The organism is Sphingobium sp. B10D7B (assembly GCF_025961955.1).
Lineage (GTDB): Bacteria > Pseudomonadota > Alphaproteobacteria > Sphingomonadales > Sphingomonadaceae > Sphingobium.
The window spans coordinates 2,329,337-2,352,626 of the sequence record NZ_JAOQOQ010000001.1 but is presented as its reverse complement, the minus strand read 5'-3'; the positions used below and the strand labels follow the sequence as shown (position 1 = coordinate 2,352,626).

Here is a 23,290-nt window from a genome sequence, read left to right as displayed (position 1 = left end):
CTCGGCGCAGATGCCCGGATCGCTCAATCCCCAGACTGTCCGTAGCGCTTTTGCAGCATGGCGAAGGTCGCGCGCAGGCCGAGGGCCTCACCCCCCTTGGGTCGGCCCGGTTTGGCGGTCGGCCGCCATGCAAAGGTGTCGAAATGCACCCACGGGGTCTTGTCCGGCACGAAGCGCTGGAGGAACAGCGCCGCCGTCGAGGCGCCGGCAAACGGGGTTTCGCCGCTGTTGGAGAGGTCCGCAATGTCGCTCTTGAACAGGTCGTTGTAGGGCGCCCATAGGGGCAGGCGCCACAGCGGATCGTCCACGTCGGTGCCACAGCTGGCCAGCATGGCCGCCAGTGCATCGTCATTGGTGAAGAGCGCAGGCAGGTCCGGGCCGAGCGCGACCCGCGCCGCGCCGGTCAGCGTGGCGAAGTCGATAATGAGTTCGGGCTTGTCTTCGCCGGCCCGCGTCAGCGCGTCGCCGAGCACCAGCCGTCCCTCCGCATCGGTATTGCCGATCTCGACGGTCAGGCCCTTGCGGCTACGCAGGACATCGCCGGGGCGGAAGGCATTGCCAGCGATGGCGTTCTCGGCGACCGGCAGCAGCAGGTGCAGCCGTACAGGCAGACCTGCGCCCATCACCAGATCCGCCAGCGCCAGCGCGTGGGCCGCGCCGCCCATGTCCTTCTTCATCAGCCGCATCCCGGAAGCCGGCTTGATATCGAGGCCACCGGTATCGAAGGTGATCCCCTTGCCGACCAAAGCGATGCGCGGATGCTCCTCGCGGCCCCAGACCAGCTCGATGAGGCGGGGCGCATTGGCCCGGTCCGCCGCGCGGCCGACAGCGTGGATCATCGGATAGCCCGATTCGAGCGCATCGCCGCGCGTGACGGTCATGGTGGCGCCATGGCGATCGGCGACCGCGCGCGCCTGCGCCTCGATCTCGTCCGGCCCCATCTCGGCCGTCGGCGTATTGACCATATCGCGCACCAGCGCCGTCGCGCGGGCCTGCGCGGCGGCACCGTCAATGGCGCCGGGCTGGCTGGTGAGCAGCACGCAAGGCCCCTTGGCCGCCGGCTTGGCCTTGTAGCGCTCAAAGCGATATTGCGCCGTCATCCAGCCGAATATCGCCGGACCTGGCTCCCTATCCGCCAAGCGATAGGTTCCAGCCGGCAGCACGCCCGGCAATTTGGCAAGGCACCAGCTGGAGAGCGAGTCGACATTGGCGACATATGTCACCACGCTCCATGCATCGGGTTTTTCCCCGGGCAGGATGGCGTGGGCATAGGCTTTTGGCTGGTAATTCTGCGCCACGAGCGCGGCGCGTTCCCGCTCGGTCCGTCCGGCGAGCCATTGCTCATGGCTGGCGGCATCGATGAGATGGATGAGATGGGCGGTCTGGCCCGTGTCGGGGCGCACGAGATCGGCTGGGTCCGTCATAATGCAGGGTTAGAGTGCGCAGGGGGCCTCGGCAAGCGCCGGCTGATCCGTTAGGCTCGCCCCATTCGTGAAAGGATTGCCCCATGGCCCCCATCAAGTCCGCCACTCTGCTCAGCCTTTGCATCGCGCTGGCCGCCTGCGGCAATGAGACCGTCCCCAACAATATGCAGGCGCCGGTAGAAAACGCGGCCAACGCAGCCGAGCCCGCCAATGCGATGCAGGCCAATGCCGTGGCGGGCAAGTCGGTGGCGTTCACCAAGGGCGAATCCGAATTTCGCGTCAGCTGGCCCGCCGCGGCCGCTGCCATCGCCCCGCTCGATGCCATGCTGCAGGAGAGCGCGGAGAAGCAGCGCAAGGAGACGGAGGACGGCATCCGGGCGGAAGAAGCCTCCGCAAAGGAAGCCGGCTATCCCTTCCGTGGCTATAGCTACACCGAGGACTGGTCCGTGGCGGCGGATGGGCCGACGCTGCTCGTTTTGCGCAGCGAAGGCTATAGCTATACGGGCGGCGCGCACGGCATGCCTCTGGTCAAGGTTCTCTACTGGGACAAGGCTGGGAACAAGAAGCTGGAAGCCGGCGACCTGTTCGACATCGCTGCGCTAGGGCGCGCCGTTAAAGACCGCTTCTGCACGGCTTTGGACGCCGAGCGCGCCAAGCGGCGCGGAGAGCCCGTCGGCAGCGGGGAGGGCAGCCCGATTCCCGAATTCGATCAGTGTGTCGATCCGACCAAGCAGACGATCATTGCCGCGACCTCAGGTGGCGGCGCGCTCAACCGCCTTCACTTCGTGATCATGCCTTATGAGGCCGGGCCCTATGCGGAAGGGATCTACGAGATCGAAGTGCCGGTGGATGCGGCAGTGCTGGGCGCGGTGAAGCCGGCCTGGAAGGGAGCCTTCGCGGCGGCGCAGTAACCTTCAGAACCACCTTCCGTTCGTGTCGAGCGAAGTCGAGACACGATAAACCAGCGCCGGCGTGTCTCGACTTCAGCCTAACGGCTGAAGTTTATCCTGAGCGCCCGCCTGCGGGCAGTCGAAGGGCTCAACACGAACGGGAGGCTGGAAAGCTTCGTCAGACCGAAATCGGTACGCCAAACAGGTCGTGCTCATCCGCATCCTCAATCTCGACCGAGACGAAATCACCCGCCGACAGCCCCGGATCCACATCGCGCAGATACACGTGCCCGTCGATCTCCGGCGCGTCAGCCTGGCTGCGGCCGGTCGCCCCGACACTGCCGTCCTCATCCGGTTCGCCAACCTCGTCGATAATCACAGGCAACGTGCGGCCGATCTTGGCGGCGAGCTTCGCTGCTGAAATCCGCGCGCAGGCGTCCATGATCCGCTGGAAGCGCTCTTCCTTCACTTCGTCTGGCACATGGTCGGGCAGTGCATTGGCTTGCGCCCCCTCCACCGGCTCGAAGCGGAAGGCGCCGACGCGGTCGAGCTGCGCTTCTTCCAGCCAGTCGAGCAGATACTGGAAGTCCGCCTCCGTCTCGCCGGGGAAGCCGACAACGAAGCTGGAGCGGATTGCGATATCCGGGCAGATTTCCCGCCAGCCGCGCAGGCGCTCCAGCACCTTGGCCTCGTTGGCCGGCCGCTTCATGGCGCGCAGCACATTGGGCGCGGCGTGCTGGAAGGGGATGTCGAGATAGGGCGTCAGCAGCCCCTCCGCCATCAGCGGGATCACCGCGTCGACATGCGGATAGGGGTAGACATAATGCAGCCGCACCCAGGGCTGCTCGCCCTGCGGCGTGCGCAGGCCGCCCAACGCGCGGGCGAGGTCGGTCATGTGGGTGCGGACCGGTTCGCCCTTCCACAGCCGTTCCTCATGGCGCACGTCCACGCCATAAGCAGACGTGTCCTGGCTGATGATAAGCAGTTCCTTCGTGCCCGCCGCGACCAGCTTCTCCGCCTCGCGCAGCACCGCGTCGATCCGCCGGCTGGCGAGCTTCCCGCGCAGGTCGGGGATGATGCAGAAGGCGCAGCTGTGGTTGCAGCCCTCGCTGATCTTCACATAGCCATAATGGCGCGGGGTGAGCTTGAGGCCACCCTCGGGCACCAGATCGACAAAGGCGTTGGGGACGGGCGGCGCGGCATCATGCACCGCATTGACCACATCCTCATACTGATGCGCTCCAGTGATGGCGAGCACCTGCGGGAAGCGGGCGCGGATCAGCTCGGCCTCATTGCCCATGCAGCCGGTCACGATCACGCGACCGTTCTCGGCAATGGCCTCGCCAATTGCCTCGAGGCTTTCTTCCTTGGCGCTGTCGAGGAAGCCGCAGGTATTCACCAGCACCACGTCCGCGCCATCATAGTCCGGGGACAAGGCGTAACCATCGCTCCTCAGCTTGGTGAGGATACGTTCTGAATCGACCAGCGCCTTGGGGCAGCCGAGCGAGACCATGCCCACCTTGGGCGCGTCGGGAATTTTCAATGCCATGATTGCGCGCGCATATAGGGCGCCGGCAAGCAAAAGGCGAGTCGTCCCGCGCGGTCCATCTGCGCCGTTACGCCGGGCTGGAGCTGGGCGGTGTTTCGCCGTCGTTGGGAATGATCTCGATGATCATGTCGCCCGCATAGAGCATCGCGGCCTCTGGCTCCCAGAAACCATAGGCGCGCCCGGCACGGTAGAGCCGCACACCCAGGCCGGTCTGGATCGCGCTCAGCGGTTCGCCCACTTCGGCCTGCGCGACCCGCCGCTCGCGCAGCTGCACGCGCCCGCCCGATGCCGCAAGATCGGCCATATAATCAGCGATATGGGCGCCTTGGCACGAACCGGCGAGCAGCAATCCGGCGAAACTGACCGGATTGATGACCGTCGTTGCACCCGCCTGGCGGGCGAGCGACTCGTTGTCCGGCGCCCGGACGACGACGCTCAGCGGAATGTCGGGCGCGAGGTGGCGGGCCGTCAGAGTTACGAGGATCGAGGTGTCGTCGCGTCCGGCCGAGACGATCATGGCCTGCGCTTCCTGCACGCGTACGTCCATCAACGTCTGGTCGCGCGTCGCATCCCCTTTCAGGATGTTGCAACCAGCCGCCTCGGCCAGCGCCAGTGATTCGTCGCTGCGCTCAATGACGACGATGCAGCGTGGGTCTGTGCCGCGCGCCACCAGTTCCCGCACCGCCTCGGAACCGCTCGTGCCGAAGCCGGCGACGATGATGTGGTTGGTGAGGGACTTCTGGATCTGCGACATGCGCCACCTGTGCCAAACATTGCGGAAAACGAACTGATAGGCCGTGCCAAGAAAGATCAGCCAGACGAAGATGCGCGCCGGGGTGACGAAAATGCTCTCAAACAATCGCGTCCGGTCCGTGACCGGCACGATGTCGCCATAGCCCACGGTGGTGACGGTCACGGCGGTAAAGTAGACGACATCGCCGAAGCTGACCTCCCCGTCGAGATTGTCGCGCAGCCCGTCCCGCTCGAACCAGTGAACCATCAGAACGAAGGTCGCGAGGATCAGGATCGCGCCCACCCGCCAGGCGAGGTCCGCCCAGACCGGCAGGGATGACCGCCGTCGCAAAAAGGCGCGCGGCGGCACGCGGGGATCGTCGCGCTGGAACATCACCGGCCTTGTGCCAGCGGGGAGGGCAGGGTGCAAGGCGAGGTGGGCGCGGCAGGCATGGGATCGAACCTTCTCCCCTCCTCTGCAGAGGAGCGGCTTTAGATCACTGCCGTTATTCCACGGCCCCCGCCAGCCCCTCTTCGAGCGCCGTCAACAGATCGTAATGCGTCAGGTCGTAATGCAGCGGCGTCACGGACACATAACCCTCCGCCACCGCCGCGAGATCGCTCGCTTCCGGAGCTGAGTCGCTATGATGCAGGCCAAACCAGAAATAATCATATCCGCGCGGATCGGTGCCTGGCACGATGCGGGTGCGGTCGATGTCGTAGAAGCCCTGCCGCGCGACCTTGATGCCCTTGATCGCGCTGGCGGGTAGGGCCGGGAAGTTCACGTTGATGAGTGTGCGTTCCAGCGCATCCTGCTTGAGCAGCGCACGGACTACCCGCTCGCCCCAAGCCTCGGCCGCCTCGAACGGGATGCTATCGCCCAGCCCCTCGCGCGAATAGACCTGGCTCAGCGCAATCGAGCGCACGCCGGAGATCGCGCCTTCCATCGCCGCCGAGACGGTGCCGGAATAGGTCACGTCCTCGCCCAGATTGGCGCCGCGATTGACGCCGGAGAGCAGCAGGTCGGGCTTCTGGTCCTTCATCAGATGCCCCACCGCCATCATCACCGCATCGGTGGGCGTGCCGGAGACGCTGTAATGCTTCTCGCCATGCTGGCGCAGGCGTAGCGGGCGGGAGAGTGTCAGGCTATGCCCGGCGCCCGATTGCTCCTCCATCGGTGCGACGATCCAGATGTCGTCGGAGAAGCAGCGGGCAATCTTTTCCAGCACCTTGAGGCCGGGCGCGTTCACGCCGTCATCATTGGTGAGCAGGATGCGCATCAGGCCGGCGTCAGCACTTTGAGGCCGCCGGTATAGGGTAGCAGCGCCTCAGGCACGGTCACGCTGCCATCGGCATTCTGGTAATTCTCCAGCACCGCCACCAGCGTCCGCCCCACGGCGAGACCCGATCCGTTGAGCGTGTGCAGGAAGCGCGTGCCCTTCTCGCCCTCGGGACGGTAGCGCGCATTCATGCGCCGGGCCTGAAAGTCGCCGCAGGTCGAGACGGAGCTGATCTCGCGATAGGTTTGCTGGCTCGGCAGCCAGACTTCCAGATCGAAGGTCTTGGTTGCGGAAAAGCCCATGTCTCCCGCGCACAGCAGCATCCGGCGATAGGGCAGGCCCAGCGCCTCAAGAATGCCCTCGGCGGATTTGAGCATATGCTCATGCTCGGTCGCCGCCTGATCGGGCGTACAGATCGCCACCAGCTCGACCTTCTCGAACTGATGTTGGCGAATGAACCCGCGCGTATCGCGTCCGGCCGATCCCGCCTCCGAGCGGAAGCAGGGCGTGAGCGCCGTGAACCGCATCGGCAGCGCAGCCTCGGTCAAAATCTGCTCGCGCACGAGATTGGTGAGGCTGACTTCCGCCGTGGGGATGAGCCAGTGGCCGGTCGTTGTGCGGAACAGGTCTTCGGCGAACTTGGGCAACTGCCCGGTGCCGAACACCGCCTCATCGCGCACCAGCAGCGGCGGATTGACCTCGGTATAGCCATTGGTCTCCGTCTGCCGGTCGAGCATGAATTGCGCGAGCGCCCGGTGGAGCCGCGCCATCTGCCCCCGCAGCGCCGCAAAGCGCGCGCCGGACATGGCAGCCGCACCCTCGAAATCGAGGCCGAGCGCAGGACCGAAATCGGCATGGTCCTGCGGCGTGAAGTCGAAGCTGCGCGGCGTGCCCCAGCGGTGCACTTCCACATTGCCCGCCTCATCGACGCCATCGGGCACGTCTGCGGCGGGCAGATTGGGAATGGCGGCGAGGCGGCTCTGCACAGCCTCCGCCAGCGCCTTCTCCTGCGCCTCCAGCTCGGGCAGGCTGGTCTTGAGGGTCGCGACCTCGCCCTTCAGCGCCTCGGCTGTCTCCTTGTCGCCCTTCGCCATGGCCTGGCCGATGGCCTTGCTGGCCTCGTTGCGGCGCGCGAGGCCTTCCTGCACCTGCGTGGCGACGGCGCGCCAGCGCGTGTCCTCCTCGCCGATGGAGGCGGCGACCGGCTCCATGCCACGGCGGGCGAGGGCGGCGTCGAAGGCGGCGGGATTGTCCCGAATGGCTTTGATATCATGCATGGCGCACCGCCTATGCCCCGCGCGCCATGGCCGATCAAGCGGCCAGCGATCTCCCAGTGGTGGGGACGCGACCGGCACCGCCGCCCAAGCCTGGCGGGGGCAGCGGTAATAGGCTCGTTCGGCCGCAGTTTCACAGCGGATTCGGCCGTTGTTCAGTCATCGTTCAATGCGCTGGAAACAGTGCTTGTTTCACTCTCGGCTGCGCTCTATAGGCGCCGCGAGAGCGCCGGAAATCGGCGACTTGATCGACGCGGAGAAGTGAATGGCCTCGCTTGCAGATTCGTCGGATAAAAACGGCTCGAAAGGCTCGGGGATCGATCTTCCCGAAGGCTATCGGCCTTCCGCAGACGAAGAGTTTATGGGGCCGCTGCAGCTGGAATATTTCCGCCGCAGGTTGCTCGATTGGAAAAAGCAGATTCTCGCTGAGGCAGAGGGCACGCTCGCCACGCTGCAGAGCGAACCGCTGCGCGAGCCCGATCTCAACGATCGCGCCTCTAGCGAAACGGACTGGTCCATCGAGCTGCGCACCCGCGATCGGCAGCGCAAGCTCATCTCGAAGATCGACGCCGCGTTGCGCCGCATCGACGATGGCGAATATGGCTATTGCGAAGTGACCGGCGAGCCCATCTCGCTCGGTCGCCTCGAAGCCCGCCCCATCGCGACCATGACCGTTGAGGCGCAGGAGCGCCACGAACGGCAGGAAAAAGTCTCTCGCGACGATTGATCATAGCGGCCGTCGGTTAGCTGTCTTCGTCCTGATAGCTCACGCATCTTAGCAGGGTGCGCTGGCGACGAGCGGCGTTCGGCCGCTTGCCTTCCTGACTGATCGACTGGCGTTGATTGCGACCGCGCGCGGTTTCGTGCTCGCGCTCCCCTATTTTCTTGCAAAGCTGTCAAGGATGCCTGGCTGCCGCGTTGCTTGGGGAGCATCCTTGTGCCCTACCCGCGCGCTCGAAGCCGCTTACGCAGTCAGCCTGCCCAATGACAGCAAGACTCTGCTGCCTCGAAAGACTCACGCAATATCCAGAAACGAAAAAGCGGAGGAGAGCTGCTTCTAAGCGCTCGATCCTCCGCTTTGTCCCGTCGCCCGTGCCGGTCTTCCCGGCGGCTCCCTCTCCGAAGTAATCTTGTAAGAGCGATGGAGACGGGCCTGCCTAATGCAGTTTTATACAAAAAAAAAGGGCCGACCTCGTGAGAGATCGGCCCCTTGAGTCTTAGGAGAGGATGCCTGAAAGGCAGTTTCTAAATAGCACATCCGCTTTTTGCTGCAAGTGCGAAAAACGAAACTCGCTGATGCAAAAATGTAATTTGCGTATACAGCGTTGATATAAAAGAGAAAAAATTTTCTCCGAAGAGGAAACCTTCTTCATCCCTCTCGCTGCAGAGTTTTATCTCGCGCGCGCGAGAGGTGACGGAATCAACCGGCGATCGCCTCAAAGAAGCGAAAAAAATTCAAAGAAACCCGCCATTTTCTGATCATGGACAAGGGCGCCTTGCTCCTAGCTGAACATTGCAATCGAATGCAATGTCGCCCTCATTCGCGAATCACCTGCCCGCTTCGACGATCAGATGTCGCCGCTGAAGGTGTCGCACTGGGCAGGGTCGCCGGAGTCGTAGCCCCGACGCAGCCAAGCCACCCGCTGGGCGCTGGTGCCGTGGGTGAAGCTGTCCGGCACCGGCCGGCGCCCGGCGTCCTTTTGCAGCGTGTCATCGCCGATCGCTGCGGCAGCGCGCAGGCCTTCCTCCAGGTCGCCAGTTTCCATCAGACCGGTACGGCGTCCCCACACCCCTGCGTAGCAATCGGCCTGCAGCTCGATGCGGACCTGAAGTGCATTGGCTTGTGCTTCGCCCAGCTGCTGCTGCCTTTTGTTCACATCATCCAGCCGGCCCTCCAGATGCTGGACATGATGCGCGACTTCATGGGCAATCACATAGGCCTGGGCGAAGTCGCCCGGTGCGCCGAAGCGCTGCTGCAGTTCCCGGAAGAAATCCGTGTCGAGGTAGATCTTCTCGTCGAGCGGGCAGTAGAATGGTCCCATGGCCGATTGCGCCGCCCCGCAGCCAGATTTTCCGTTTTGGGCATAGAATGAGAGCACGGCGGGCTTGTAGGTCTGGCCGCTTTGCCGGAAGAGATCGCCCCAGATGCGCTCGGTGGTGTTGAGCACCTTGAGCGAGAAGCTCTGCATCTGTGTCAGCTCTCCCTCCTGACCCGTAGGAGCGCCCTGCTCGGTCGCCGGCTGGGAGGTATCTCCGCCGGTCAGCAGCCCGCCGCCGCTAAAGCTGATGAAGGCGAACACGGCGAGCGCGATTACCACCCCGCCGCAGCCGAAGCGGCTGCCGATCATCGGCAGCAACATGCCGAGCAGATTGCCGCCCCCGCCGCCGAAACCGCCCCCGCCGCCACGCTGGATCTCGTAGTTGCTGCTTTCCCGTTCGTCGTCGAGCCGCATTCTCGTCCCTTCCCCAGCGCGTGCTTGCATGATCACGCCATGGTCGATGTGTCGGGAAATTCTCCCCGCTGCGACGGTGAAATGCAACAAGGCTAGGAACTATCCCAACGCCCCGGCAATTCTGTGGGGATCGCGACATCCGGTCCCCGCTCGGCGCTGGTGGACGGCCGGGGAATGGGATATTGCATCGCACCATGGATATGCCGACTCCGCGTCGCCGCGGCGGCCATGCGCCGCTCCCTTTGCCCGATCAGGTCGCACTGGTCCTCCAGGGCGGAGGCGCGCTGGGGTCTTATCAGGCCGGCGTGATCGAGCGGCTGGCGGCGCTTGGCATCGGGATCGACTGGGTCGCGGGCATCTCCATCGGCGCCGTCAATGCCGCCATCATCGCCGGCAACACGCCCGATCAATGGGTGGCCCGTCTGACCGAGTTCTGGACTCTCGTCAGCAGCGGCCTGCCGAACATCTGCCTGCCCGAGGACGATCATCTGCGCGAGGGCGCACATCTCGCCGCCGCCGGCGCCGTGCTGCTCGGGGGCGTACCAGGTTTCTTCCGCCCGCATTTCTTGCAGCCCCTATGGGCACCGCCCGGAACGACGGAAGCGATCAGCTATTACGACACGGCGCCCTTGCGCGAGACGCTGGACCGGCTGGTCGACTGGGACCGGGTCAATCACGGTCCCATGCGGTTTTCCATTGGCGCAGTGGATATCGAGAACGGCAATTTCGTCTATTTCGACAATCAGGATCCGCAATGGCGGGGCCGGATCGATGCCCGCCATGTCATGGCTTCCGGTGCCCTGCCGCCGGGCCTGCCGCAGGTGGAGATCGATGGACGCCATTATTGGGATGGCGGCCTGGTCTCCAATACCCCGCTCAGCCACGTGCTCGAGCATCAGTCCGGTGATCTGCTGATCTTCCAGGTCGATCTCTTCCCGGCGGAAGGGCCGCTGCCGCGGGAAATGAGCGATGTGTGGTCGCGACAGAAGGACATTCAATATTCCAGCCGCACCCGGCAGGTCACGGACCGCTTCCTGCGCGCCCGGCGCGAACATGAGGCGATCCGCGCGCTGCTGGATCGCTTGCCGCAGGACGTCGCCCAAACGCCCGAGGCGCTGCGGCTGGCGGGGATGATCGAAGAGGGATCGGTCAACATCATCCATCTCATCCACCGCCTGCGCGCCTGGCACAGCGGCGCGCGCGATTTCGAATTTTCGCGCCGCACGATGCTGGATCACTGGGCGCAGGGTGATGCAGCCGTCGCCGCCGTGCTCTCGCACGGGACCCAGCTTATCGCGGAAAACATCGTCAGTGGCCGCAGCGCAACCTTCGACCTCGCGCTGACCGGTCAGATCAAGGAGAAGCAGGCATGAGTTTGAAGGGCAAGACAGCGCTGATCACCGGCTCCACATCGGGCATCGGCCTTGCTTATGCCAAGTCGCTGGCGGCCGAGGGCGTCAACCTCGTCATCAACGGCTTTGGCGATGCCGATGCCATCGAGAAGGAACGGCTGGCGCTGGAGCAGGCGAGCGGCGCGAAGGCGATCTATTCCGGCCATGATCTCACCAAGCCGGAGGAGATCGAGGCGATGATGGCGCAGGCGGCGGAGGCCTTTGGCGGTGTCGATATCCTCATCAACAATGCCGGCACCCAGCATGTCGCGCCGGTTGAGGAATTCCCGCTCGACAAGTGGAGCCTCATCATCAAGCTCAATCTGGAATCCGCCTTCCACACCACCCGGCTTGCCGTGCCCTATATGAAGCAGCGCAAATGGGGCCGGATCATCCAGACCGCCTCTGCGCACAGCCTCGTCGCCTCGCCGTTCAAGTCGGCTTATGTGACGGCCAAGCACGGCCTTGCCGGCTTCACCAAAACGATCGCGCTGGAACTGGCGACCTTCGGCATCACTGCCAATTGCATCTCGCCCGGCTATGTCTGGACCCCGCTGGTCGAGGGCCAGATTCCGGACACGATGAAAGCCCGGAACATGACGCGCGAGCAGGTCATCAACGATGTGCTGCTGGCTGGTCAGCCGACCAAGGAGTTCGTGACGGTGGAGCAGGTCGCCGCGATCGCGATGTTCCTCTGCTCGGATCCCGCGAGCAACATTACCGGCGCGAACATCAGCGTGGATGGCGGCTGGACCGCCGCCTGAGGGCTAGAATGACGACAGCTAGATAGAAGCGCGTGCTCCTGCGCAAGCAGGAGCCCAGGGCGCAGCCGCATGTCCTCGCCGCCCTAGGCTCCTGCCTGCGCAGGAGCACTAATCGCAATTATAGTTCTGGTGGGAGAGCGGGGGCGCTTACCCCAAAACGTCCTTGGCCCCTCCCTGGGGGAGGGAGGGGCCGTCGGGGACTGTGGGAGAGTATCAGCGCCGTGGGAGAGTAACGCTGATGAGGACTGTATAGCCCCCACTTGTCACGAGACTTTGTCGCAATCGGCGGAGTTTGTATCAATGTGTCGCAGCCAGAGCGACGGGATCAGTTGCCGCTGCCGCCCAGCACGTTGATCGTGAAGGCCAGCACGCCCAGATTGAAGACGAAGGCGGCAAGGCAGTGGATCGTCGCCACGCGCCGGACCGAGGTGGAGGTGACCGCCACATCCGAGGTCTGGAACGTCATGCCCAGCGTGAAGCTGAAATAGACGAAATCCCAATAGGTCGGCTCCTTGGTGCCGGGAAAGTCGAAGCCGCGCGTATCCGCGCTGCCCTCGTCATCCGTGTCGCCCTCGCTCCGCACATAGAACATATGGGCATAATGGAGCGCGTAGACCATGTTCGAGAAGATCCACGCCAGCGCCAGGGTCGCGATGACCAGAGCCATGGCCTCGATGCCGGGATCGTGCCTGTTCTCAAGTTCGGAGAAGATTGCGACGAGCACCACCAGCGAGACCGCGCCGGTGATCCCCAGCAGCAAGGTGCGATTGGCATCGTTCCGCGCAGCCGACTGGCGCATCTGATCCGGCCCGGCGCGGGCCAGCAAAGGCCAGACGGACAGCAGAAAGATACCGGCCGCCACGTCGAATCCCGCCATCATGGCATGGCGCCAGCCCAGGACCGGATGCAGCAGCGGCAGGCTGACAAGCAGGATCGCCGCAAAAGCGAGGAAGCGTATGGGCGCAAGGCGCCGTCCAAGGTCAAGAGCCATCGGCGCGACTATAGCGGGCGAAATGGCCTGCCCAACCTTGTTTCTTCATCTGCTAGCGCCGGCGCACATCGCCGTTCGGGCTCACCTATCCGTGACTTTCCCGTTCTACAACGCAAGTCACGTCCAGGCCCTTCTGTGCGCCAAAGTTAGGAACTTTAGCAGAGTCCGGCTTGGCCCCGCAGAACCCGGGCGCACCCAATGACGCCCGCATTCCGCCGAATGCAACCCGCGCTTCAGAGCTTGCTCGTCAACTCCGGCACGATCTGGAACAGGTCGCCCACCAGTCCAACGTCGGCCACCTGGAAGATCGGCGCATCCTCGTCCTTGTTGATGGCGATGATGGTCTTGGAGTCCTTCATGCCGGCAAGGTGCTGGATGGCACCGGAAATGCCGACGGCGATGTAGACGTCCGGCGCCACGATCTTGCCGGTCTGGCCGACCTGATAATCATTGGGCACGAAGCCCGCGTCCACCGCCGCCCGCGAGGCGCCGACGGCGGCGCCGAGCTTGTCGGCCAGCGGCTCGATGATCGCCTTGTAATTCTCGCCGCTGCCCACGCCACGACCGCCCGAGACGATCACCTTGGCGCTGGTCAGCTCGGGCCGCTCCGAGGCTGCAACCTCCGCGGACACGAAGCGCGCGGTGCCAGCATCGCCAGTACCGGACACGGCCTCCACGGGGGCCGATCCGCCCTCGGGCGCTGCCTTGTCGAAGGCGGTGCCGCGCACGGTGATGACCAGCTTGGCGTCACTCGTCTTCACCTGCGCGATGGCATTGCCGGCATAGATCGGGCGCGTGAACGTGTCCGGCCCATCCACCGCGATGATGTCCGAAATCTGCATCACGTCGAGCAAGGCGGCGACGCGCGGCGCGATGTTCTTGCCGGTCGTCGTGGCCGGGGCGAGGAAGGCGTCATGATGCCCCATGAGGTCCACGATCAACGGTGCGACATTCTCGGGGAGCTGGTGCTCCAGCGCCGCATCATCGGCGAGATGGACCTTGGCGACGCCAGCAATCTTGGCGGCCTGCTCCGCCACCCCGGCGCAGCCCTTGCCTGCGACCAGCAGATGCACCTCGCCAAGCTGGGCGGCGGCGGTCACGACCGGCAGGGTCGCATCCTTGAGGGTGGCATTGTCATGCTCGACCAGAACCAGTGTCTTCATTATCCTGTCCCTTCATCCGCATCCCGTTCGCTTCGAGCGAAGTCGAGAAGCGTTGTGCGCGGCGTGTCTCGACTTCGCTCGACACGAACGGAAAAGTGATCGGTCGCTCAGGCGACCCCAAGCACCTTCAGCTTCTCGACCAGCTCATCCACGCTGTTCACCTTCACGCCCGCCTGCCGCTTGGCCGGTTCGGTCACCGTCAGCGTCGTCAGCCGCGGCGTCATGTCCACGCCGTAATCGGCCGGCGTCTTCTGCGCGAGTGGCTTGGACTTGGCCTTCATGATGTTGGGCAGCGAGGCATAGCGCGGCTCGTTCAAGCGCAGGTCGGTGGTCACGATGGCCGGCAGCTTGAGCGCCACCGTTTCCAGCCCGCCGTCCACTTCGCGCGTCACGTTCGCCGTGTCGCCCGATACCTCGACCTTGCTGGCGAAGGTGCCCTGTGCCCAGCCGAGCAGCGCGGCGAGCATCTGGCCGGTCTGGTTGCTGTCATCGTCGATTGCCTGCTTGCCGAGAATCACCAGCCCCGGCTGCTCCTCATCGACAATCGCCTTCAGGAGCTTGGCCACCGCCAGCGGCTCGGCCACGCCCTCATGCGTGATCAGGATCGCGCGGTCCGCGCCCATGGCCAGTGCCGTGCGCAGCGTCTCCTGCGACTTCGCCTCGCCGATGGAGACCGCGACGATCTCGGTCGCGACGCCCTTTTCCTTCAGGCGAATGGCTTCCTCGACGGCAATCTCGTCAAAGGGGTTCATGCTCAGCTTGACGTTGGCAAGGTCCACACCGGACCCGTCCGCCTTCACGCGCGGCTTGAGATTGTAATCGAGCACCCGCTTTACGGGGACGAGGATTTTCATCTGCGCTCTCCTTAAGACATTCAAATGTTAGTTGACGTTCACGTTAACGTCAATCGTGCGCGAGACCGGCGAATTCCGCCATGAGGGGCTGGAACTGCTCCATGGGCGGGAAGGTCTCGAAGCTGTGTCTGGCTTTCGTGACCGCCCAGGGCAGCGCTTCCGAGGTATAGGTTTCGAGGAACGGCGGGTCCGTCGGTGGCACGTCCAGCAAGGTGGTACGCACGTTGACGATCTCGTCCATGCCTTCAGGTCGCGTGAACACCCAGCTCAGGCAATGATCGCAAAAGAAATGCCGGGTTGCCCCGTGCAATCCACCGATCACCGGTTCGCCCGCCATCACCTCGAAACGGGCCGAGAAATAGCAACTCGTGAGCGAAAAAGCGCTCGCCGTCATCAGCTGGCAGCCGCGGCAGTGGCAGGCCGCCGTGAACAGCGGCGCTCCGGTCACCCGGAAGCGCAGCTTGCCACAGCGGCAACCGCCCTCTGCCGCGCTCTGCATCAGGCCAGTGCCTTCACCTCGGCCACGATCTTCTTGGCGGCATCGCCCAGATCGTCGGCCGGCACGATGGCGAGGCCGGAATTGGCGAGGATTTCCTTGCCCTGCGCTACGTTGGTGCCCTCAAGCCGCACGACCAGCGGAACCGAGAGGTTCACTTCCTTAGCCGCCGCGACGATGCCCTCGGCAATGATGTCGCAGCGCATGATGCCGCCGAAGATGTTAACGAGAATGCCCTTCACCGCGGGGTCGCTCAGAATGATCTTGAACGCCGCCGTCACCTTCTCCTTGGAGGCGCCGCCGCCCACATCGAGGAAGTTGGCCGGGAACATGCCATTGAGCTTGATGATGTCCATCGTCGCCATGGCAAGGCCAGCGCCGTTGACCATGCAGCCAATATCGCCATCCAGCTTGATGTAGGCGAGGTCGTACTTGCTCGCTTCCAGTTCGGCGGGGTCTTCCTCGGTCTCGTCGCGCAATTCCATCAGGTCCGGGTGGCGGAACAGGGCATTGCCGTCGAAGCCGACCTTGGCGTCCAGCACCTGGATCTTGCCGCCGGCGATGGCTAGCGGGTTGATCTCGATCTGGCTGGCATCAGTGCCGAGGAACGCCTTGTACAGCGCGCCGGCGACCTTGCTGGCCTGCTTGGCGAGATCACCGGAAAGCTCCAGCGCGGCAGCCACGCGGCGGCCATGATGCGGCATGAAGCCGGTCGCCGGGTCGATGGTGATGGTGTGGATCTTCTCGGGCGTGGAGTGCGCCACTTCCTCGATGTCCATGCCGCCCTCGGTCGAAGCGACCATGGCGATGCGGCCGCTGGCGCGGTCCACGAGGAGGGCGAGGTAGAATTCCTTTTCGATGTCGACGCCATCGGTGATGTACAGGCGGTTGACCTGCTTGCCGGCCTCACCGGTCTGGATCGTCACCAGCGTGTTGCCGAGCATGTCCTTGGCGTGCGCCTCGACTTCCTCGATCGTCTTGGCCAGCCGCACGCCACCCTTGGCATCCGGACCGAGCTCCTTGAACTTGCCCTTGCCGCGCCCGCCAGCATGGATCTGCGCCTTCACCACATAGAGCGGGCCGGGGAGCGACTTGGCGGCCTCGACGGCTTCCGCCACGGTCAGCGCGGCATGGCCGGCGGGGACGGGGGCGCCAAATTTCGCGAGCAGTTCCTTGGCCTGATATTCATGGATGTTCATGGGTGCAGTATCCTGAGCCTGAGAAGAGGTTGGCCGCGCCATAGCCCAAGCCGACGCCGGCGTAATTTGCAAAGTTGCAAAATCGACGGTTCGGATACGCTATTTACGCGTGGCCCAGCGCGCCCTTGGACCAAGGCGTCACAAGTCGGATTGGCTGGACGACGTCAGGTGTATGCGTCAGATCGCGCAGCTAATGGCCGAGGCTGTTGCCGCCCGCAGGATTTCGGGATCGCCCAGCGTACTCAGGTGGCGGACCATTTCGCTCACCGTCGTCCGGTTGGGGTCGATGCCGCGTCCATCGGTCAGCGTCGCGATCCGGCGAAGCTGCGCATTGCTCAGGCGATCCGTGAGGGTGCGCGCCATGCAGCCCGCCATAGGCTCACTGAGGCCAGCGCGCACGAGCCCTGCGCGAATGCGACTTTCCGGCGTCGCGCAGCTGCTCAACAAAATGGCTGCGGGCAGGGCGAGGGCGGCAAGCGCGCGGACGGAAGTAAGCTTCATGCGCGGGAGAGTAGCCGGCCAGACGGCTCATGCCTAGAGCCTGCGTTTCGGCTGCTCTGTCTTGGCGCACAGGCGGGCGCAGCAACTTTGGCTTGAGTGCCTGCATGCTGGCCAGTCAGGCCTCGACCGGTTACACATCCGCCGCATCCTCCCTGCTGGAATGCGCAATATGATCGAGATGTTTTTCACCCGTTTCGCCAGCCGCATGGCGAGCTGGACGGGGCAGCCGTTCACCTTCGTTCTCGCCTTGAGCATCATCGTCATATGGGGGATCAGCGGGCCGATTTTTCAGTGGTCGGACACGTGGCAGCTGGTCATCAACACCGGCACGACGATCGTGACCTTTCTCATGGTGTTCCTGATCCAGAATGCCCAGAACCGCGATGCTAGCGCCATGCAGGTCAAGCTGGACGAGCTTATCCGCGCCATCGAGTCCGCGCAGAATGGCTATATCGGCATCGAGCACCTTACGGATGCGCAGATTTGCAGCCTGCGGGATGCCCTGGAGAAGGAAATCGACGCGGTGCCGGAATTGATCGCCCAGCGCCAAGTGGAGCTGAACAGGCTGATCGAGCGGCGCTGACAAAGCAAAACGGGCGCCGTTCGGGCGCCCGCTTCATGTAGAGGAGTGATAGCTCAGCTCGGCATGGCCTTTGGATCAACCGGCCAGGGATGGGCCTTTGCAGGCTTCGAAACGTCCGGCGATGCCGAAGCATTGGCTAGCGTCTTGTCGGACGACAGCGATTTGCCGATCCCCTGCCGGGCCGTATCCGTCTCGGACGTCTGGCGATGTTCCGCCAGCTTGTCCTTGAGCTCCTGAGCGCGCTTGCGGGCGCGATCCTTATACGGCTCGAGGCGTCCCTCATCGTTCATCTTCTTGAGCTTCGAGCCGATGAAGGCGGCGACCGCTCCATAGAAAAATGTTTTCAGCATGATGCTCTCCTGATTTGCGAAATGTTGCGAAGCGCGTTTGCGTTGGTCGGTGAGGCCTTAACGGCAGCGCACCTCGCCGCGTTCGATGGCGCGACCAGCCACGGCGCCACCTGCAGCGCCGATGATCGTGCCGATCGTCTTGCTGCCACCGGGCGCGATGATGTTCCCGAGAACGCCACCGGCAAGGCCGCCAATGATCGCGCCGCGCGTACCGTCCGGCTTGCGGCAATAGTAGCCGCCGCGGTCGTCGCGATAGATCGGGTCATTGGCGCCCAGCACATAGCCATCATTGTTGGAGGCATAGCCGGGGCCACCGCCAAGGCCCATATCGCTGCACCCTGCGAGGGTCATGGTCGCGGCCGCGAGTGCGATGGCCGGTGTGCGAAATCCTGCGAAAGTCATGTCCTTGCCTTTCTGATCGTCCTGCCCTTGTTGGCAGAGATAACGGCTGGAAGGCGAGGTCGTTCCGAGGGCTCGCAGAACCTGCTCTGCTGCGCGCTCGCGTGCCGGATCAGCTCAGGCGATGTTCCAGCGTCACCTCGGCATTGAGCAGCTTCGAGACCGGGCAGGTCTTCTTCGCTTCTTCCGCGATCCGCGCAAATTCATCGGGGCCGATGCCGGGCACGGTGGCTTCCAGCACCAGGTCCGAGCGGGTGATCGTAAATCCGCCATCGCCCTGTTCGAGCTTGACCGAAGCCTTGGTGTCGAGCGACCCGTCCGCATAGCCGGCGCGCTCCAGCGCGAAGGAGAGCGCCATGGTGAAGCAACCGGCATGGGCCGCCGCGATCAGCTCCTCGGGATTGGTGCCGGGCTCATCGCCGAACCGGGTGCCAAAGCCATAGGGCTGCTCCTTGAGCACGCCGGATTGGGTGGTGAGGCGGCCTTTGCCGGCCTTGCCCATGCCTTCATATTGAGCCGATGCTGTCCGGGTGGTCATATGCTGTCTCCTTAAACGCGTTGCGCAATATCGTTGAACGAACGCCCCCCGCGCTCGGTTGCCTAAAGGGCGGCGTGCCAGATCGTACCATCTTTGCTGGAGGATTTGGCGACAATGCATGGCGGCGGGGCGTCGCCCGCCAAAGATATGGGCCGGAGACGCCATGCGCTCCGGCCCATATGGGATCGATTGAGTGGACGATGCCCGCTCCTTACTGGCAGGCGAGAGTGCCGAGCCGGGACGTGCCGATGATCCGGGGGATCACTGGCAGGCGAGGCACTCGTCGTAATCGGTGGACTCGCCCAGCTCGATCTTCTTGAGCTCGGCTGTGTTGTCCGCCTCCACGCCGCCCGCGAAGCCGGCGCGTTGAATGGACTTGGAGCGCAGATAATAGAGCGACTTCACGCCCAGCTCCCAGGCGCGGAAGTGGAGCATCAGCAGGTCCCACTTCTCCACGTCGGCCGGGATGAACAGGTTCAAGGACTGCGCCTGATCGATGAACGGCGCGCGGTCGGCGGCCAGCTCGAGCAGCCAGCGCTGGTCGATCTCGAAGCTGGTCTTGAACGTGTCCTTCTCTTCCTGGGTCAGGAAGTCGAGATGCTGCACGCTGCCGCCCTTCTCGAGGATCGAGTTCCAGACATTGGTCGAATCCTTGGACTTCGCCGCGAGGATCTTCTCGAGATAGGGGTTCTTGACGATGAAGCTGCCCGAGAGCGTCTTGTGTGTGTAGATATTCGCCGGGATAGGCTCGATGCACGCCGAGGTGCCGCCGCAGATGATGCTGATCGACGCGGTGGGGGCGATCGCCATCTTGCAGGAGAAGCGCTCCATCACGCCCTGATCGGCCGCGTCGGGGCAGGGGCCGCGCTCTTGCGCCAGCACCATCGAGGCCTCGTTGGCCTTGGCATTGATATGCTTGAAGATGCGCAGGTTCCAGCTCTTGGCCATGGCGCCTTCGAAGGAGATGCCGCGCGCCTGCAGGAAGCTGTGGAAGCCCATGACGCCGAGGCCAACGGACCGTTCGCGGCCTGCGGAATATTTCGCGCGGGCCATCTCGTCCGGAGCTCGGTCGATATAATCCTGCAGCACATTGTCGAGGAAGCGCATGACGTCCTCGATGAACATCTTGTCGCCGTTCCACTCGTCCCAGGTTTCCAGGTTGAGCGAGGAGAGGCAGCACACGGCGGTGCGATCCTCGCCGAACTGGTCCTTGCCGGTCGGCAGGGTGATTTCCGAGCAGAGGTTGGAGGTGGAGACCTTCAGGCCCACGTCGCGATGATGCTTGGGCATCATCCGGTTCACCGTGTCCGAGAAGACGATATAGGGCTCGCCGGTCGCCAGCCGCGTCTCGACGAGCTTCTGGAAGAGCGAGCGGGCATCGACGGTGGCGCGCACGCTGCCGTCCTTGGGGCTCCGCAGTTGGAACTCGGCGCCCTCGCGCACCGCTTCCATGAATTCATCGGTGATGAGCACGCCATGATGCAGGTTGAGCGCCTTGCGGTTGAAGTCGCCCGATGGCTTGCGAATTTCGAGGAACTCCTCGATCTCCGGGTGCGAGACGTCCAGATAGCAGGCCGCCGAGCCGCGCCGCAGCGAGCCCTGGCTGATCGCGAGGGTGAGCGAATCCATCACGCGGACGAAGGGAATGATGCCGCTGGTCTTGCCGTTCAGGCCGACCGGCTCGCCGATGCCGCGCACGCTGCCCCAATAGGTGCCGATGCCGCCACCGCGCGAGGCGAGCCAGACATTCTCGTTCCAGGTGTTGACGATGCCTTCCAGGCTGTCATCCACGCTGTTGAGATAGCAGGAGATGGGCAGGCCGCGCCCGGTGCCGCCATTGGAGAGCACGGGCGTCGCGGGCATGAACCACAGCTTGGAGATATAATCGTAGATGCGCTGGGCGTGCGCCTCATCGTCGGCATAAGCCGCAGCAACGCGCGCGAACAGATCCTGATAGGATTCGCCGGGCAACAGATAGCGATCCTTGAGCGTCTCCTTGCCGAACTCGGTCAGCAGGGCATCGCGCGTGGAATCGGTCACCACGTCGAAGCGGCGGGCGTCGATGGTGTTCGATGCTGCCGCCTTCTTGGGCGCCTTTTCAGGCGCATCGCCTGTCCGCACAGTCTCCATGATGCCCTCGCTGGCCAGCGTTGCTTCTGCCAAACCTTCCGCCTGCAAATCCCGAAACTCCATGATTCAACCCCCAATGTTCTTGCTTCGTTCGGTTTCGTCAAGCCTTGGCCGGAGAGACCTCAAATTCGGATGTCGGCGGGATTTTCCGCCGGGTTACGCGCCTTGGCGCGCTATCCAGAACATCACGAAGCACAATCTATAGCGTAGCCCCCGGACCCCTAACACTATTGATAGTGCCACAGATGATTGCGGATGCAAGGTGTAATGGTGATCGCGGCGGCGCATTTCATCGATGAAATGACTCGGTTGGGCGACATCGGCTTATGTTGCAGTGCAGCGACGCGCGGTCCTGCGCGGGCTTGCCGGAAAGCAAGCGCAGAAAGCGGGCCGGAAAAATAAAGATGTGGAAAAGGCCGGCCATCGGGACGTGCCTGGCGACGTGCACCGAATGCGCGCCCTCGTGATGCTGGCAAATCCGCCGAGGCCGCCTTATGGATCGGGCGAAGAGTCAGGCACAGAGGATTGTCGGCATGTCCCAAGGCATCATCATGATCATCGGCGCAATCGCGCTCATCATTCTGCTGGTGTGGGTTTTCCGGTCACGATTCGGAGCGGCGGACCATATCGATACCTCGGCCACCGCCGTGGGCGCGGTGACGGAAGCGGCACGCAACATCGCCGAAGAGGTCGCGCATAAGTTCGAGGGCAAGTCTGAGCCGCAGACGGCCGCCCCGGCGACGACACCGCTCCCGGATGACTCCGTCGCAGCCCCGGCCCCGGCGGCGACAACGCCCAACGCCATCGGCATTCCTGCCGCCGTGGGCGCGCCGGACAATCTGCGCCTGCTCAAGGGCGTCGGGCCAAAGCTCGCTGCGCTGCTGACGGAGCTCGGGATTACCCGCTTCGACCAGATCGCCGGCTGGAACGCGGCGGACATCGCGACGGTCGATGCCAATCTGGGCACGTTCAAGGGCCGCATCGTGCGCGACAATTGGGTGGAGCAAGCCGGCTTCCTTGCGCGCGGGGACACTGCCGGCTTCGAGGCGCGGTTCGGCAAGCTGAACGGCCCCGGCAACAGTTGAACGGACCCCCATTCTGACCGATCATCCTCCCAAGGCGGCGCCCGGCGCGTCCCCACCGTCGCATCTCCCGCTCGGCCATGTCCTGCTGCTGGCCGCGCTGACGGCGACCTTGCCGGCCGCCATCGAGGGCGTATCGCCCGCCTTGCCGGCTATTGCGAGCGGCCTTGGGGCAGACCCCACTCATATGCCGACGGCGATGAGCGCGTTCGTGATCAGCTTCGCTATCGCGCAGCTGCTGGGCGGCATGTGCGCGGATGCGCTGGGCCGCCGGCCGGTTGTTATCGGCGGGTTGCTGCTATTTACGCTGGCGGGCCTGTTGGGTGCATTTGCGGAGAGCTTCCCGATGCTGCTCGCGGCTCGTGCGCTGCAGGGCGTCGGCGCAGCCGCAGCGGTGCTGCTGGCCCGCACGATGGTCCGCGATCAGCTTGGCCGGGAGGATGCCGCACGCGCTCTGGCGCTGATCGGCATCATCATGGGGTTCACCCCGGCGCTGGCGCCACTCATCAGCGGCGTTCTGGTGGCGACAGGCGGCTGGCGTGCGCCCCTGGTGGCACTGGCCGTGATGGGCGGCGTGCTAGTCATCGTGACGACCCTGCGCTTGCCGGAAACGCTGGCGCGCGAAGAGCGGCTCCCCTTTGATCTGCGCGCCTTGTTCTGCACCCTCTCAGGCCTTGCCCGGTCGCGCGCGTTGATGGCCTACATCATCGCGAACGCCTTTGCTTACAGCGGCATCCTGCTGTTTTCTTCCGCCGCGCCGCAAGTCATCATCGACTATCTCGGCGTCTCGGCCGCCGGCTATGCGGCAATGCTCTCGCTGGCGACGGCCGGGTTCATCGCCGGCAATTTCCTGTCCTATCGTCTCGTCCGTCGCCTGGGCGTGGATGGCACCTTGAGGGTTGGCGTGCTGTTCCAGGCGGCCGGGCCGCTGCTCATGCTACTCGCCGTCTCTGCCTGGCCGCACATATGGGTCGCGCTGGTGCTCCCGCAGATGCTCTACACCATGGGTTGGGGCATCGTGCAGCCGCAGACGCAGGCCGGCGCCTTGTCCACCCATCCGCACAGCATCGGTCAGGCCTCAGCCTTGCTGGGCTTCGTTCAACTGGCGCTGGCCGGCCTGATCGTGGCGATTTTTTCGCGCGTGACGGCGGGAGAGCCGGTTTCGCTCGCTCTCGCCCTGATCGTGTGCGGCGGCATGGCGACGGCGTGCGCCTGGCATCTGGTGCCGCGCCAACGCGCCTGAGCCG

At 64.2% G+C, this 23,290-nt stretch carries 23 protein-coding genes; 7 read left to right on the top strand and 16 right to left on the bottom strand.

What is annotated here, in order from left to right:
• Window positions 1-23: 23 nt before the first annotated feature.
• Window positions 24-1,424 (bottom strand): leucyl aminopeptidase family protein, encoded by a 1,401-nt coding sequence (locus M2331_RS11165; RefSeq protein ID WP_181560344.1) that lies wholly within the window; start codon window positions 1,422-1,424, stop codon window positions 24-26.
• Window positions 1,425-1,507: 83 nt separating this feature from the next.
• Between M2331_RS11165 and M2331_RS11160 the strand changes: the two genes are divergently transcribed.
• A complete protein-coding gene (locus tag M2331_RS11160) occupies window positions 1,508-2,335 on the top strand; it encodes a PdaC/SigV domain-containing protein (protein ID WP_181560343.1) in 828 nt (275 codons plus the stop codon).
• A 157-nt stretch (window positions 2,336-2,492) separates the two neighbouring features.
• Here M2331_RS11160 and rimO read toward each other — a convergent pair whose 3' ends face one another.
• The 4 genes from rimO to serS all read right to left on the bottom strand — a co-directional run bounded on the left by rimO (window position 2,493) and on the right by serS (window position 7,152).
• Window positions 2,493-3,863 (bottom strand): 30S ribosomal protein S12 methylthiotransferase RimO, encoded by a 1,371-nt coding sequence (gene rimO, locus M2331_RS11155; RefSeq protein ID WP_181560342.1) that lies wholly within the window; start codon window positions 3,861-3,863, stop codon window positions 2,493-2,495.
• Between the two features lie 67 nt (window positions 3,864-3,930).
• Window positions 3,931-4,989: a potassium channel family protein gene (locus tag M2331_RS11150; protein WP_181560341.1), complete on the bottom strand. Its 1,059-nt coding sequence runs from the start codon at window positions 4,987-4,989 to the stop codon at window positions 3,931-3,933.
• Between the two features lie 112 nt (window positions 4,990-5,101).
• Window positions 5,102-5,875: a 5'/3'-nucleotidase SurE gene (gene surE / locus M2331_RS11145; protein WP_181560340.1), complete on the bottom strand. Its 774-nt coding sequence runs from the start codon at window positions 5,873-5,875 to the stop codon at window positions 5,102-5,104.
• Complete coding sequence (serS, locus tag M2331_RS11140; protein WP_181560339.1) at window positions 5,875-7,152, bottom strand: serine--tRNA ligase; 1,278 nt, start codon at window positions 7,150-7,152, stop codon at window positions 5,875-5,877. Before serS ends, surE begins: the two co-directional genes overlap by 1 nt.
• A gap of 262 nt (window positions 7,153-7,414) precedes the next feature.
• On the opposite strand from serS, the gene dksA reads away from it, so the two are divergent.
• The gene (gene dksA, locus M2331_RS11135) at window positions 7,415-7,876 is read left to right on the top strand and encodes an RNA polymerase-binding protein DksA (protein WP_181560338.1); all 462 of its coding nucleotides are present in this window, start codon (window positions 7,415-7,417) and stop codon (window positions 7,874-7,876) included.
• Window positions 7,877-8,717: 841 nt separating this feature from the next.
• Here the strand turns inward: dksA and M2331_RS11130 are convergent.
• Entirely contained in the window at window positions 8,718-9,602 is an 885-nt protein-coding gene (locus M2331_RS11130; protein ID WP_181560337.1) for a neutral zinc metallopeptidase, read from the bottom strand.
• A gap of 194 nt (window positions 9,603-9,796) precedes the next feature.
• Here M2331_RS11130 and M2331_RS11125 point away from each other — a divergent pair, with 194 nt between their 5' ends.
• Together M2331_RS11125 and M2331_RS11120 are read left to right on the top strand one after the other, a co-directional pair.
• Window positions 9,797-10,975, top strand: coding sequence for a patatin-like phospholipase family protein (locus tag M2331_RS11125; RefSeq protein WP_181560336.1), 1,179 nt, complete (start codon window positions 9,797-9,799; stop codon window positions 10,973-10,975).
• Window positions 10,972-11,757: a 3-hydroxybutyrate dehydrogenase gene (locus tag M2331_RS11120; protein ID WP_181560335.1), complete on the top strand. Its 786-nt coding sequence runs from the start codon at window positions 10,972-10,974 to the stop codon at window positions 11,755-11,757. The genes M2331_RS11125 and M2331_RS11120 overlap by 4 nt, the downstream gene beginning before the upstream one ends.
• 325 nt (window positions 11,758-12,082) lie before the next feature.
• On the opposite strand, the gene M2331_RS11115 is transcribed toward M2331_RS11120, so the two are convergent.
• From M2331_RS11115 to M2331_RS11090, 6 genes are all read right to left on the bottom strand, one after another.
• Entirely contained in the window at window positions 12,083-12,748 is a 666-nt protein-coding gene (locus tag M2331_RS11115) for a DUF1345 domain-containing protein (RefSeq protein ID WP_181560334.1), read from the bottom strand.
• Window positions 12,749-12,981: 233 nt separating this feature from the next.
• Window positions 12,982-13,911 carry an electron transfer flavoprotein subunit alpha/FixB family protein gene (locus M2331_RS11110; RefSeq protein WP_181560333.1) on the bottom strand — a complete coding sequence of 310 codons (930 nt, stop codon included), beginning with the start codon at window positions 13,909-13,911 and terminating at the stop codon, window positions 12,982-12,984.
• A 107-nt stretch (window positions 13,912-14,018) separates the two neighbouring features.
• Window positions 14,019-14,765, bottom strand: coding sequence for an electron transfer flavoprotein subunit beta/FixA family protein (locus M2331_RS11105; RefSeq protein WP_181560332.1), 747 nt, complete (start codon window positions 14,763-14,765; stop codon window positions 14,019-14,021).
• Window positions 14,766-14,814: 49 nt separating this feature from the next.
• Complete coding sequence (locus M2331_RS11100; RefSeq protein WP_181560331.1) at window positions 14,815-15,264, bottom strand: GFA family protein; 450 nt, start codon at window positions 15,262-15,264, stop codon at window positions 14,815-14,817.
• Window positions 15,264-16,460: an ADP-forming succinate--CoA ligase subunit beta gene (gene sucC, locus M2331_RS11095; RefSeq protein WP_181560330.1), complete on the bottom strand. Its 1,197-nt coding sequence runs from the start codon at window positions 16,458-16,460 to the stop codon at window positions 15,264-15,266. The genes M2331_RS11100 and sucC overlap by 1 nt, the downstream gene beginning before the upstream one ends.
• A gap of 177 nt (window positions 16,461-16,637) precedes the next feature.
• On the bottom strand, window positions 16,638-16,961 hold the full coding sequence (locus M2331_RS11090; RefSeq protein ID WP_181560329.1) for a hypothetical protein: 324 nt from the start codon (window positions 16,959-16,961) through the stop codon (window positions 16,638-16,640).
• A gap of 172 nt (window positions 16,962-17,133) precedes the next feature.
• Between M2331_RS11090 and M2331_RS11085 the strand changes: the two genes are divergently transcribed.
• Window positions 17,134-17,544 carry a low affinity iron permease family protein gene (locus tag M2331_RS11085; RefSeq protein WP_181561484.1) on the top strand — a complete coding sequence of 137 codons (411 nt, stop codon included), beginning with the start codon at window positions 17,134-17,136 and terminating at the stop codon, window positions 17,542-17,544.
• A gap of 53 nt (window positions 17,545-17,597) precedes the next feature.
• Here M2331_RS11085 and M2331_RS11080 read toward each other — a convergent pair whose 3' ends face one another.
• The 4 genes from M2331_RS11080 to M2331_RS11065 all read right to left on the bottom strand — a co-directional run bounded on the left by M2331_RS11080 (window position 17,598) and on the right by M2331_RS11065 (window position 20,961).
• Window positions 17,598-17,894 (bottom strand): hypothetical protein, encoded by a 297-nt coding sequence (locus tag M2331_RS11080; protein WP_181560328.1) that lies wholly within the window; start codon window positions 17,892-17,894, stop codon window positions 17,598-17,600.
• Between the two features lie 57 nt (window positions 17,895-17,951).
• Complete coding sequence (locus M2331_RS11075) at window positions 17,952-18,296, bottom strand: glycine zipper 2TM domain-containing protein (protein ID WP_181560327.1); 345 nt, start codon at window positions 18,294-18,296, stop codon at window positions 17,952-17,954.
• Between the two features lie 109 nt (window positions 18,297-18,405).
• Window positions 18,406-18,831, bottom strand: a complete 426-nt coding sequence (locus M2331_RS11070) for an OsmC family protein (RefSeq protein WP_181560326.1) — start codon at window positions 18,829-18,831, stop codon at window positions 18,406-18,408.
• Between the two features lie 261 nt (window positions 18,832-19,092).
• Window positions 19,093-20,961 (bottom strand): ribonucleoside-diphosphate reductase subunit alpha, encoded by a 1,869-nt coding sequence (locus M2331_RS11065; protein ID WP_181561483.1) that lies wholly within the window; start codon window positions 20,959-20,961, stop codon window positions 19,093-19,095.
• A 533-nt stretch (window positions 20,962-21,494) separates the two neighbouring features.
• Between M2331_RS11065 and M2331_RS11060 the strand changes: the two genes are divergently transcribed.
• Both M2331_RS11060 and M2331_RS11055 read left to right on the top strand, forming a co-directional pair.
• Window positions 21,495-22,046, top strand: coding sequence for a hypothetical protein (locus tag M2331_RS11060; protein ID WP_181560325.1), 552 nt, complete (start codon window positions 21,495-21,497; stop codon window positions 22,044-22,046).
• 10 nt (window positions 22,047-22,056) lie between these two features.
• Window positions 22,057-23,286: a Bcr/CflA family efflux MFS transporter gene (locus tag M2331_RS11055; RefSeq protein WP_319800997.1), complete on the top strand. Its 1,230-nt coding sequence runs from the start codon at window positions 22,057-22,059 to the stop codon at window positions 23,284-23,286.
• The last annotated feature ends 4 nt before the right edge of the window (window positions 23,287-23,290 follow it).

Coding starts and splice junctions, on each gene's coding strand:
- M2331_RS11165 (WP_181560344.1), bottom strand. CDS start 1,424: ATGACGGACCCAGCCGATCTCGTGCGCCCCGACACGGGCCAGACCGCC.
- M2331_RS11160 (WP_181560343.1), top strand. CDS start 1,508: ATGGCCCCCATCAAGTCCGCCACTCTGCTCAGCCTTTGCATCGCGCTG.
- rimO (WP_181560342.1), bottom strand. CDS start 3,863: ATGGCATTGAAAATTCCCGACGCGCCCAAGGTGGGCATGGTCTCGCTC.
- M2331_RS11150 (WP_181560341.1), bottom strand. CDS start 4,989: ATGTTCCAGCGCGACGATCCCCGCGTGCCGCCGCGCGCCTTTTTGCGA.
- surE (WP_181560340.1), bottom strand. CDS start 5,875: ATGCGCATCCTGCTCACCAATGATGACGGCGTGAACGCGCCCGGCCTC.
- serS (WP_181560339.1), bottom strand. CDS start 7,152: ATGCATGATATCAAAGCCATTCGGGACAATCCCGCCGCCTTCGACGCC.
- dksA (WP_181560338.1), top strand. CDS start 7,415: ATGGCCTCGCTTGCAGATTCGTCGGATAAAAACGGCTCGAAAGGCTCG.
- M2331_RS11130 (WP_181560337.1), bottom strand. CDS start 9,602: ATGCGGCTCGACGACGAACGGGAAAGCAGCAACTACGAGATCCAGCGT.
- M2331_RS11125 (WP_181560336.1), top strand. CDS start 9,797: ATGGATATGCCGACTCCGCGTCGCCGCGGCGGCCATGCGCCGCTCCCT.
- M2331_RS11120 (WP_181560335.1), top strand. CDS start 10,972: ATGAGTTTGAAGGGCAAGACAGCGCTGATCACCGGCTCCACATCGGGC.
- M2331_RS11115 (WP_181560334.1), bottom strand. CDS start 12,748: ATGGCTCTTGACCTTGGACGGCGCCTTGCGCCCATACGCTTCCTCGCT.
- M2331_RS11110 (WP_181560333.1), bottom strand. CDS start 13,911: ATGAAGACACTGGTTCTGGTCGAGCATGACAATGCCACCCTCAAGGAT.
- M2331_RS11105 (WP_181560332.1), bottom strand. CDS start 14,765: ATGAAAATCCTCGTCCCCGTAAAGCGGGTGCTCGATTACAATCTCAAG.
- M2331_RS11100 (WP_181560331.1), bottom strand. CDS start 15,264: ATGCAGAGCGCGGCAGAGGGCGGTTGCCGCTGTGGCAAGCTGCGCTTC.
- sucC (WP_181560330.1), bottom strand. CDS start 16,460: ATGAACATCCATGAATATCAGGCCAAGGAACTGCTCGCGAAATTTGGC.
- M2331_RS11090 (WP_181560329.1), bottom strand. CDS start 16,961: ATGAAGCTTACTTCCGTCCGCGCGCTTGCCGCCCTCGCCCTGCCCGCA.
- M2331_RS11080 (WP_181560328.1), bottom strand. CDS start 17,894: ATGCTGAAAACATTTTTCTATGGAGCGGTCGCCGCCTTCATCGGCTCG.
- M2331_RS11075 (WP_181560327.1), bottom strand. CDS start 18,296: ATGACTTTCGCAGGATTTCGCACACCGGCCATCGCACTCGCGGCCGCG.
- M2331_RS11070 (WP_181560326.1), bottom strand. CDS start 18,831: ATGACCACCCGGACAGCATCGGCTCAATATGAAGGCATGGGCAAGGCC.
- M2331_RS11065 (WP_181561483.1), bottom strand. CDS start 20,961: ATGGAGACTGTGCGGACAGGCGATGCGCCTGAAAAGGCGCCCAAGAAG.
- M2331_RS11060 (WP_181560325.1), top strand. CDS start 21,495: ATGTCCCAAGGCATCATCATGATCATCGGCGCAATCGCGCTCATCATT.